Origin of the sequence: Xenorhabdus koppenhoeferi (genome assembly GCF_900116635.1) — a bacterium.
Classification (GTDB): domain Bacteria; phylum Pseudomonadota; class Gammaproteobacteria; order Enterobacterales; family Enterobacteriaceae; genus Xenorhabdus; species Xenorhabdus koppenhoeferi.
Genome location: NZ_FPBJ01000055.1, coordinates 1 through 11,233 on the forward strand (window position 1 = coordinate 1; position 11,233 = coordinate 11,233).

10 protein-coding genes are annotated in these 11,233 nt (G+C 41.1%); 6 read left to right on the forward strand and 4 right to left on the reverse strand.

The features are described from left to right. The first annotated feature begins 433 nt into the window (after positions 1-433). Positions 434-1,408 carry an HTH-type transcriptional regulator CysB gene (gene cysB, locus BM329_RS13420; protein WP_092554131.1) on the forward strand — a complete coding sequence of 325 codons (975 nt, stop codon included), beginning with the start codon at positions 434-436 and terminating at the stop codon, positions 1,406-1,408. Between the two features lie 59 nt (positions 1,409-1,467). Here cysB and BM329_RS13425 read toward each other — a convergent pair whose 3' ends face one another. Next, positions 1,468-2,235: a hypothetical protein gene (locus BM329_RS13425; protein ID WP_092554134.1), complete on the reverse strand. Its 768-nt coding sequence runs from the start codon at positions 2,233-2,235 to the stop codon at positions 1,468-1,470. Between the two features lie 322 nt (positions 2,236-2,557). Continuing rightward, positions 2,558-3,382: a hypothetical protein gene (locus BM329_RS13430; protein WP_092554137.1), complete on the reverse strand. Its 825-nt coding sequence runs from the start codon at positions 3,380-3,382 to the stop codon at positions 2,558-2,560. A gap of 297 nt (positions 3,383-3,679) precedes the next feature. Here BM329_RS13430 and acnA point away from each other — a divergent pair, with 297 nt between their 5' ends. After that, entirely contained in the window at positions 3,680-6,388 is a 2,709-nt protein-coding gene (gene acnA, locus BM329_RS13435) for an aconitate hydratase AcnA (protein ID WP_092554140.1), read from the forward strand. A gap of 107 nt (positions 6,389-6,495) precedes the next feature. On the opposite strand, the gene ribA is transcribed toward acnA, so the two are convergent. After that, entirely contained in the window at positions 6,496-7,104 is a 609-nt protein-coding gene (ribA, locus tag BM329_RS13440) for a GTP cyclohydrolase II (protein WP_092554143.1), read from the reverse strand. A 751-nt stretch (positions 7,105-7,855) separates the two neighbouring features. Here ribA and BM329_RS13445 point away from each other — a divergent pair. From BM329_RS13445 to yciH, 4 genes are all read left to right on the forward strand, one after another. Continuing rightward, positions 7,856-8,170, forward strand: coding sequence for a LapA family protein (locus tag BM329_RS13445; protein ID WP_092554146.1), 315 nt, complete (start codon positions 7,856-7,858; stop codon positions 8,168-8,170). Positions 8,171-8,176: 6 nt separating this feature from the next. Continuing rightward, the gene (lapB, locus tag BM329_RS13450) at positions 8,177-9,346 is read left to right on the forward strand and encodes a lipopolysaccharide assembly protein LapB (protein WP_092554149.1); all 1,170 of its coding nucleotides are present in this window, start codon (positions 8,177-8,179) and stop codon (positions 9,344-9,346) included. Positions 9,347-9,505: 159 nt separating this feature from the next. Beyond that, positions 9,506-10,246 carry an orotidine-5'-phosphate decarboxylase gene (gene pyrF, locus BM329_RS13455; protein ID WP_092554152.1) on the forward strand — a complete coding sequence of 247 codons (741 nt, stop codon included), beginning with the start codon at positions 9,506-9,508 and terminating at the stop codon, positions 10,244-10,246. Continuing rightward, complete coding sequence (gene yciH, locus BM329_RS13460) at positions 10,239-10,562, forward strand: stress response translation initiation inhibitor YciH (RefSeq protein ID WP_092554155.1); 324 nt, start codon at positions 10,239-10,241, stop codon at positions 10,560-10,562. The genes pyrF and yciH overlap by 8 nt, the downstream gene beginning before the upstream one ends. Positions 10,563-10,718: 156 nt before the next feature. Here yciH and BM329_RS13465 read toward each other — a convergent pair. Further along, a partial coding sequence (locus BM329_RS13465) for an IS630 family transposase (RefSeq protein WP_245759041.1) occupies positions 10,719-11,233 on the reverse strand: 515 nt, incomplete at its 5' end.

Here is an 11,233-nt window from a genome sequence, read left to right on the forward strand (position 1 = left end):
TGCATGCTTGTCTTTGTATGCCAGTACTCTTCTTCGAAAATCTAGACTGTAACCCATCTCAATTCTACCTTGTCATTGGGATTTAGGTATTATGACACAGTATTATGATTCTGCTATATCTATACACTTCGTCTTTCAAACTGCCTCTTTGTTGGCTGCGCTTGCTCACTCCGGTCACATAGTTATCTATGCTCCCGGGGATTTGCTATCATGCCGTCGCGATGCAACTTGAGATCCATTATGTATATAATGAGAGTTTGATAATTGTTACTCAACCTAATTATTTGTTATATAAATATACAGCTAATGTTATAGTGGTTATATTCCTGTAAAAAGATATTCTATATAGTTACATGTGAATAACCGTTAGCAATATAGAAGTTAATTAGACTACGAAACATTCGTAAATATTATTATTAGGGACAGTGCTGATATGAAACTACAGCAATTGCGTTATATTGTAGAGGTGGTTAATCACAATCTGAACGTATCTTCTACGGCGGAAGGATTGTACACTTCTCAACCTGGGATCAGCAAACAAGTTAGGATGCTTGAAGATGAGTTGGGTATTCAAATATTTGCTCGTAGTGGCAAACATCTGACGCATGTGACTCCTGCTGGTGAAGAAATTGTCCGTATTTCACGTGAGATTCTGTCAAAAATCGATTCAATTCGATCTGTTGCTAGTGAACATACCTATCCTGATCGCGGTTCTTTATATATTGCGACAACTCATACACAGGCAAGATATGCTCTGCCTCCTGTAATTAAAGGCTTTATTGAACGTTATCCCAATGTATCATTGCACATGCATCAAGGTTCACCCACTCAGATTGCAGAAGAAGTATGTAAAGGGAACAGTGACTTTGCTATAGCAACAGAAGCACTTCATCTTTATAACGATTTGATCATGTTGCCTTGTTATCACTGGAACCGCTCTGTTGTGGTAACGAAAGATCACCCCCTCACCAATAGGCAGAATGTGACAATCGAAGAATTGGCAGAGTATCCGATAGTAACCTACACTTTTGGCTTTACCGGTCGCTCTGAACTGGATGTTGCTTTTGATCGAGCGGGCCTGAAACCTAAAATCGTATTTACGGCAACAGATGCCGATGTGATTAAAACTTATGTACGATTGGGGTTAGGGGTTGGTGTGATTGCCAGTATGTCTGTAGAACCTGTTCAGGACAGTGATCTGGTACGTATTGATATGCGTGATAAATTTAGTTACAGCACAACTAAAATTGGCTTCCGACGCAGTAGTTTTCTACGTAGTTATATGTATGATTTTATTTGGCGTTTCGCTCCGCATTTAACCCGTGATGTTGTAGATAAAGCCATTGCATTGCGTTCCAATGAAGAAATCGAAGAGATGTTTAAAGACATTGAATTGCCGATTGTATAAAGGAAAAGCATCATAAAGAAGGTTAAACCACCTCCAGAAAGTAGGGAGGTGGTTGGTTTTTATCTTCTTCCCCTTTTTCCTCCTCCCCTTTGAAAACGAGGGGGTTGTACAGAGCCTCTGGGACCCGCTTGTGATAAATGAGATGGACCTGCTATATCCCCTCTGAACCCCATTGTTGGATCTTGAGTAATGGATTCATAGGCCGGAGGTGCCTCGTAAGGGGATGGTGAACCATAAGAAGGAGGCGAACCACCATAGGGTGGTGGTGCTTCATAGGGAGGAGGACTATTATTATAAGAGGAGGTAGAAGGTACACTATGTTGAGGAGGGGATTCGGGAGGCTGCCTTCTAGAATCTCTACCTCTTCTGTGAGTTTGTGGGCGTACATTATATGAATCGGCAAGGCTGGTATTTCTTATAGATTCATAATATTCCGTTGTTGGATTTATCCTTAACGAGCCGATTGGTGATGTAGTACCAAATTTACTGAGTATAGATTGAGCATGTCCCGCTGCATGAGATTCATTAGAACTATATGATAATTGAGGTAAAATTGCGCTTTGATATGTAATATAGTTTATGTCATAAAGATGTCCGTTCCATAATATGTATCTTCTATTATTACTTTCTATAAATCCCATACTTACCAGTCTAGTGCGGGTAATATTATCTGGTTCTTGTTTTTGAGTGAAGGGCTTTAATTCATTTAACATATTGAATTTTATTTCTAGTGACTGTTTCCCATTAGGCATCATATACTCTGTTACGAGACCTTTGCTTTGCAAAAAATTAAAATAATTAATTAATGGAAAATTCTCATAATTCATGCTATCCCCCTGTAAAAAATGATCAAACACGGATGTACAACGGATGTACAAGAGATAGACCTTTATCCCCCTATTTTCGTCAAACAACAAGCGAATAATTCTTAACAATTCCCTGTTTGTTTTAGATATGTCATTTACTAATACTTATCAAAGTTATAAATGGAAATAAATTCAGTGACATTGTCTTTGCCTGTTAATTTTCATCTTGCGAAGTATATACATAGCTTTGTAGCTCCATATAAATTGAGGTAAAGATTGCTGTCATGAATTTAATAACAACATTTTCAAAGTGTTAGGTTTGCAATTATTTTATGATATTTTTTCAGACATTAAATTCACCACTGAAAAAACTGACAGAATTCTCTATTGATGATTTTTTATGTTTAAGAATAAAACTATCAAAAGCTGTTTTTATTTCTGGATCTTCTAATGCTTGATAGTCAAATAACGAAATGCAGGATGAATAAGTAAATTCGATGTTTACATTTTCATTAGAGGCGCAATTAGATGTCACTTCTGAGTTGGTTCGGTCGAAATCTATTTTATAAAGTTTCATTTTAGGGATATACATGATCTGATCTTCAATGCTAACTGCTTCAATGACACTAGCCAGTGTCATAGTAGAATAATGATCTTTATTCCGTTTTAACCCTAATTTTATGGCATCCCCTTGTTTTTTCAGGAAATCAGCAAAGCTTTTAATGGCCGGAGAATAAGTGTTGATCACGATATCCATGATGAGTTGGAGTAAGTTAGTTGCAATGGAAACACCTTTCATTTCATGGCTATAAGTTTGTGTTTCTATATTTTTAATGCTCATCAATGGCAATTTTTCTATGACATCACACCAAAATTGAATATCGGTTTTATACTGTTTTCCATGAAAATCAGCATATTTTGTTATATAGTCAGTTGCTATTGAAGAAAGGGCTATCTGTGTTTTTTTTATATTATTCAATTGTTGTGTGACACGGGTTTTGTCGGTAATTTTCGAGGCTATAACAAATTGGAGAAGGCCATCTGTATCATTGAACCGATAATCTGACAAAGAAAATGGATTCTTAATTTCAGTAGAAAAGAATTGGTTAGCTTGCTGTATATGATTTAAATGATTTTGGTGTAGTATAGTATCCGTTTTTATATTCATTATTCATTCTCCCATCTTTAAAAATTAATTGAATATCATGGACTCACTGTTTTTATAAAAATACGATGATCCGGGATTCCGAGTAACCGTTCTTGCTGTCCCGCAGAAACTCGAAACCCATTGGGTATATGGCAGAATAAAACACATCTACTTTCGATATGTCATCACTAAAGTTTATCAATAATTGAGAATTTACAGCTGGTTAGTAAAATATATGGTCTCTGAATAACAAATGTTTACTTATATGTTATGTTTAATAGGGGTAGCTAGCCATAAAATAATAAGAAAGGAGGAGTTATGTCGTTTAAATTGAAAACGGACTGTGCTTCAACACTATTGATTGATGGTAACTCGTTGATCGATGGAAAATTAACTGGCAGTCAAATCTATCACTATTACAGTTTACCTCTGCTATCTGAGCAATTAGGTGAAATCTCCCGTTTACCAAAATCCCTTAAAGTTCTGCTTGAAAATCTCCTGCGCAATATTGATGGTGAATCTGTTGTGGAGGATGATTTGAAGGCGTTGGTGGCATGGCAGAAAAACGGTCATGCAGACAGAGAGATTGCTTATCGTCCAGCCCGTGTACTCATGCAGGATTTTACTGGTGTTCCGGCGGTGGTGGATCTTGCCGCCATGCGGGAAGCTGTGTTGAGGCTTGGTGGAAATGTAGAACAAGTCAATCCGTTGTCTCCGGTTGATCTCGTCATTGACCATTCGGTGATGGTCGATAAGTTTGGCACGGAGCAAGCATTTGCGGAAAACGTTCAGATTGAAATGGAACGTAACTATGAACGTTATCTGTTCTTGCGTTGGGGACAGAAGGCTTTTAATCGTTTCCGGGTTGTACCGCCGGGAACGGGGATCTGCCATCAGGTTAACCTTGAGTATCTGGGGAAAGCTGTTTGGTATGAAACTCAGAATGGAAAGCATTTTGCCTACCCTGATACGCTGGTCGGAACGGATTCTCACACAACGATGATTAATGGCTTGGGTGTGCTGGGTTGGGGAGTCGGGGGAATTGAAGCTGAAGCTGCAATGTTGGGGCAACCTGTTTCTATGCTCATCCCAGATGTTGTTGGTTTTAAATTAACAGGGAAATTGGCGGAAGGGATCACGGCGACTGACCTTGTTCTGACGGTGACGCAAATGCTGCGTAAGCATGGTGTTGTAGGCAAATTTGTTGAATTTTATGGAGATGGATTGTCTGATTTGCCATTGGCAGATAGAGCGACTATTGCCAATATGTCACCTGAATATGGTGCAACCTGCGGTTTCTTCCCTGTTGATGACATAACATTAGGTTATATGCGTTTAACCGGGCGCAATGAAGAGGAAATCGCTTTGGTTGAATCCTATTGTAAAACGCAGGGTTTATGGCGTAATGCGGGAGACGAACCCATTTTCACCAGCCGTCTTGAGTTGGATATGTCGACGGTTGAAACAAGTCTGGCAGGGCCGAAACGTCCTCAGGATAGAGTTGCGCTGGGGAATGTACCGCAGGCTTTCCAAGCTGCCATGGAACTTGATATCCATAAAAACTTGGAGCGTTCATCAACGGTATCCGTCATCTTAGATAACCAGACTTTTCTATTGCAAGATGGCGCGGTAGTTATTGCTGCTATTACGTCCTGTACCAATACCTCTAATCCCAGCGTATTAATGACGGCCGCTTTACTTGCTAAAAAGGCAGTGGAGAGAGGATTACAGCGTCAACTATGGGTTAAAACTTCATTGGCACCCGGCTCCAAAGTCGTGACTGATTATCTGGAGTTGGCGGGTTTTATGCCATATCTGGAAAAACTGGGTTTCAATCTGGTGGGATATGGTTGTACAACCTGTATCGGTAACTCTGGTCCACTTCCAGAACCGATTGAAGCTGCCATTAAGCAATTTGACCTAACGGTGGGCGCGGTACTTTCGGGAAACCGAAATTTTGAAGGGCGTATCCATCCATTGGTAAAAACAAACTGGCTGGCATCGCCACCGCTGGTGGTTGCTTATGCACTTGCTGGCAGCATGAAAAAAGATCTGACTCGGGAGCCCATCGGAAAAGATCAACAAGGCAATGATGTTTACCTGAAAGATATCTGGCCCAATAGCCGGGAAGTTGCGGAAGCGGTTGGGAAAGTCAGAACTGAAATGTTTCACAAAGAGTATAATGCGGTATTTGATGGTGATGAAAGTTGGCAGGCTTTGAATGTTGAGGGTTCAGCAACTTATCCTTGGCAATTAGATTCCACCTACATTCGTCATCCACCGTTCTTTAGTGATATGACTACCGAACCTAAACCAGTAACGGACATCCATCATGCACATATATTGGCGATATTGGGAGATTCGGTCACAACAGATCATATTTCCCCTGCGGGAAATATCAAAGCCGATAGTCCGGCAGGCTACTATTTACAAGAGCACGGCGTGAAGCCAAAGGATTTTAACTCTTATGGCTCAAGGCGCGGTAACCATGAAGTCATGATGCGAGGGACATTTGCCAATATTCGTATTCGCAATGAAATGGTACCGAATATTGAAGGAGGATACACCCGCCATATCCCGTCACAGTCTCAACTTGCGATTTATGATGCAGCCATGCGTTATCAGGAAGAAAAGATACCGCTAACCATCATTGCAGGTAAAGAATATGGTTCAGGTTCAAGCCGCGACTGGGCAGCAAAAGGGACAAGACTGTTGGGAGTCAGGGCTGTGATTGCAGAGTCTTTTGAGCGTATTCACCGTTCTAACCTAATTGGTATGGGGGTATTGCCTCTTGAATTTCCTCAGGGTGTCAGTCGTAAGACATTAAATTTAACTGGTGATGAAAAGATTGATATTGCAGGGCTGGGAAACCTTAAGCCTGGACAGATAATCGGGATAAAAATTACTTATGCCAATGGACTGGAAACTGTGATTGATACTCGTTGCCGCATTGATACTGGCACAGAACTGGCTTATTTCTATAACGATGGTATTTTGCATTATGTAATTCGTAATATGTTGAAATAATTGCAAAGTAAAATATCAGAGCTTGTATAAAATAGAATCATAAAGAAAAATTGCGCCCACACCGACGCAGTTTTTCTTTTTTAGATCTTGCAAAAGATAAATAACTTTTATTGCGCTTGGAATAGCAAATGCCCCATCCTGCTGGCCTTGGTATCCAGATAGTAAGCATTTTGGGGGTTGCGCCCGACAATCAGCGGTACCCGTTCGACAATATTAATGCCAGCTTCTACCATGATCTCAACTTTTTTAGGATTGTTAGTCAGAAGACGGATTGCATGAATATCCAATAACTTATACATGTCTGAACAAAGGGTGAAATCTCTCTCATCGGCAGCGAACCCTAACTGATGATTGGCTTCAACGGTATCAATACCCTGATCTTGTAAAGCATAGGCCCGGATTTTATTCAGCAAGCCAATATTGCGGCCTTCCTGACGGTGGTACAGAAGAACACCACGACCTTCCGTACTAATTTGTGACATTGCAGCTTCCAATTGGAAACCGCAGTCACATCTTAGGCTGAATAAAGCATCTCCGGTGAGACATTCTGAATGGATCCTTGATAATACTGGCTCATCACCAGAAATATCACCGAAAACCAGGGCAACATGATCGCGGCCTGTTTCGATTTCCTCAAATCCAATCATCGAAAACTCACCCCATGGCGTAGGTAACTTCGCTTCAGCTACTCGTTTTAGCTGCATTTTAGTATTCATATATTGATTTGACTCGTTATAAATATTGCGATACTCAGAACAAGATCGGTTCAGATATCAGTTAAAACTATGCAAAAATTTTCTCTGATCACAACGCATGTACGCCATCGCATTATAACAGAGCTTATTAATATGTATGAATATAAACCTAATATACACAATGGATTTCAAGTTGCATCGCGACGGCAAGAGAGCAAATCCCCGGTCACATAGATAACTATGTGACCGGGATGAGCAAGCGTAGCCAACAAAGAGGCAATTTGAAAGACGAAGTGTATAGATTTCAAAAGGTCTTCTATAACCAAATGTACGTTAACAGGAAAGTGCAGCTAACAAAGCAGTAAATTCATAGACAAAGGGGGATAAAGCGGAATGTTCTTCAATGATAAGAATATTAGCATGCTAAACTATAAAAGGATTTTTGTAGCTTTAATTGAATGAAATTATTTCAGAGAAAAAGTAGAGTTAAGAACAGGCAGATAGAATAACATCACAAACAAGGAGCAAATCAGCGCTTGTTGCAATAAATTGCTTCCTTTGCGTAGACGAGAAATGCTAATTTAACACGCCACTATACCCAATGGATTTCAAGATGCAGCACGACGGCAAGGGAATGAACCCCCAGTCACATAGCTAACTATGTGACTGGGGTGAGTGAGCGCAGCCAACAAAGCTGCAACTTGAAAGACGACGGGTATATGTCTGTTATTTGGCATAATTAAATCAACAACAATAGATAACAGGAAGAAATGTGAAATACTTTTTGATTTTATTACTGGCACTGGTTGTTTTTGTTATCTCAGTCACGCTGGGAGCAAATAATAATCAAATCGTGACATTTAATTATTTGATTGCTAAAGGCGATTATTCTATATCCACACTATTAGCCGCGTTGTTTGCTATCGGTTTTACCCTTGGTTGGGGGATTTGTGGGGCATTTTACCTACGTACTCGTATTTCTCTGCAACGTGCAAAACGTAAAATTAAGCGCCTGGAAATTCAGTTGGATCAACCATCTGATTCATCTGTAAAAGCCGTTTCTACTGTAGCCTTAAACAAGGAATAATCCTCCATGTTAGAGCTGTTGTTTCTGCTGCTGCCTATTGCTGCCGCCTATGGTTGGTATATGGGGCGCAGAAGTGCTCAACAAGACAAACAGCAATCGACTGACCGTCTCTCACGTGAATATGTTGATGGTGTTAACTTCTTACTCTCCAATCAACAAGATAAGGCGGTAGATTTATTTCTTGATATGCTGAAAGAGGATAGTTCTGCATTTGAGGCTCATCTGACGCTAGGCAATCTGTTCCGTTCTCGTGGTGAAGTTGAGAGAGCTATCCGAATTCACCAATCCCTGATGGAAAGTGCTTCTTTGACATTTGAGCAGCGTTTGCTTGCGATCCAGCAACTTGGACGGGATTATATGGCTGCTGGAGTCTATGATCGAGCCGAAAATATGTTCATTCAGTTGGTTGATGAAACTGACTTCCGCGAAAATGCCTTCAACTCTTTGTTAACCATCTATCAATCAATCAGCGATTGGAGTAAAGCCATTGAAGTAGCTGAAAAGCTAATGAAACTGGGGAAACATCATCTTGGAGAAGAAATTTCCCATTTTTACTGTGAGCTGGCACTGCAATGTATGGGTAACGATGATTTTAGTGATGCGAATGATTATTTGTATAAAGCAGCTCAGGCAGATAAAAATTGCGCCCGGGTTTCAATTATGCTTGGTCGTGTTTATATGGCGCAGGCAGAATATTTGAAAGCAGCTGACGCATTGAAACGTATCCTTGAACAAGATAAGCAACTGATCAGTGAAGCTCTGCCGATGCTGCAAGAATGTTACCAGCACCTGTCCCAGCCGGATGAATGGGAAGCTTTTGTACAACGCTGTGTGGAAGAAAAATGTGGTGCAATTGCCGAACTGCACATGGCTGACATTATTGAGAAGAGAGAAGGGCGCGATATTGCCCAAAATTACATTAATCGTCAGTTGGAACTCCATCCAACAATGCGGTTATTTTATCGCTTGATGGACTACCATTTGACGGATGCAGAAGAAGGGCGTGCTAAAGAAAGCCTCATTCTTTTACGTAATATGGTAGGTGAACAAATCCGCACGAAACCTGATTATCGATGCCACAAATGTGGCTTCACCTCCCGCGCGTTATATTGGCATTGCCCGTCGTGTCGCTCCTGGGATTCGATTAAACCGATTCGAGGTTTAGATGGTCAGTGACATTGTCACTTATTATCAAGTTATTATAAATGCATGTTTGACTGCAGACATGTTTATCTTCGCTTGCTTCAAAAGACAAGAAGATCAGTATTAGTGAGTAACATTCACTAACAGTTCTTGAACAGTTCAAGTTCATTGGTAAATGAAAAGGGCCTAAAAATGACTTCCCACATAGCTCAAACAATAGATAAACAGATTAACCCGCCTGTGATCGTTGCGTTGGATTATGATAATCAGAATTCGGCATTGGAATTTGTCGATAAGATTGACCCACAATCCTGCCGTCTGAAGGTAGGCAAAGAGATGTTTACACTGTACGGCCCACAATTTGTTCAGACATTGCATCAGCGCGGTTTTGATGTATTTTTGGATCTTAAATTCCACGATATCCCTAATACAACGGCAAAAGCGGTAGCGGCTGCCGCTGAAATGGGCGTTTGGATGGTCAATGTTCACGCGAGTGGCGGGGCAAGAATGATGATCACAGCTAAAGAGGCTCTGTTGCCTTATGGTAAAGATGCGCCATTACTGATCGCCGTAACCGTGTTGACCAGTATGGAACAGTCTGATCTGTCAGGGATTGGGATTGGTGTGACTCCGGCACAGCACGCAGAGCGTTTGGCTTTGTTGGCTAAGCAGTGTGGTCTGGATGGTGTGGTTTGTTCTGCTAATGAAGCACTACAACTGAAAACCGTATGTGGTAAAGCGTTCCAGCTTGTGACTCCGGGTATCCGTCCTGAAGGTGCAGATGCTGGCGATCAACGTCGTATTATGACACCCTTTCAGGCTGTTCAGGCCGGAGTGGATTATATGGTGATCGGGCGGCCTATCACGCGTGCAGAAAATCCAGTACTGGCATTGCAGAATATTAATCAATCTATTGGAGTCGTTCATGGATAATGACTCTCGTTTGGTTTATTCGACGGATAGTGGTCGTATCCAAGAAGAAAATATCAAACCAGCGCGTCCAAAAGGTGATGGTATTGTACGTATCCAGCGTCAAACGAGTGGGCGTAAAGGTAAAGGTGTTTGTGTAATTACGGGTATTGATGTTGATGATCAAACGTTAGCCAAGCTGGCAACGGAATTGAAGAAAAAATGTGGCTGTGGCGGCTCTGTGAAAGATGGCGAAATCGAGATTCAGGGTGATAAGCGTGATTTGCTGAAACAATTGCTGGAAGCAAAAGGAATGAAAGTGAAGCTGGCAGGAGGATAAATTTTATTTCTTATTAACAAGCTATGTAGAAAATAAGTTACATAGCTTGTTAATTGAATTCATTTCCAACAATTTTCGTCAGGCATTCCGCTTTCTCCGACTTTCTTCATTCAGGTCTCCCGCTTTGAGTCACCATATATAGCAGAATCAATATAATCAGACATAAGTCACATGCTCTGTAAACAGCTCATCAATAGAGCATCTTTCTCGTCTTCTTGTTGTTTTTGTTTCAGCCCATTTGTTTTCGATAGGATTTAAATCTGGGCTGTAAGGCGGAAGCCATTCTAACTGGCATCCGTGATCGGTTATCGCTTTTCGCGTGTCACCGCGTTTATGGAAAGGGGCATTATCCATCACAATCACTGTCCCCTTAGGGAGCTTCGGCAACAAATCTTGTGTCAGCCAGGCATGAAACACATTCGCATTAATGGTTCCGGCAAACAAACTTAAGGTCACAAAGGTATTTTTAATGATAGCACCAATGGCATTAATGCGGCCTTTGTGCTGCCAGTCATGTAAACCAAAACAGCGGGACCCTTTTAACGAATAGCCATGCGTACGTGGCATGGACTGCTCAAAGCCGCTTTCATCCAGATAAACAATCTGTTTGCCCGCCTGCTCATGATGGCGGATACGCTCGCCAAATACCTGACGAGCGTGTTCGTCAGCGG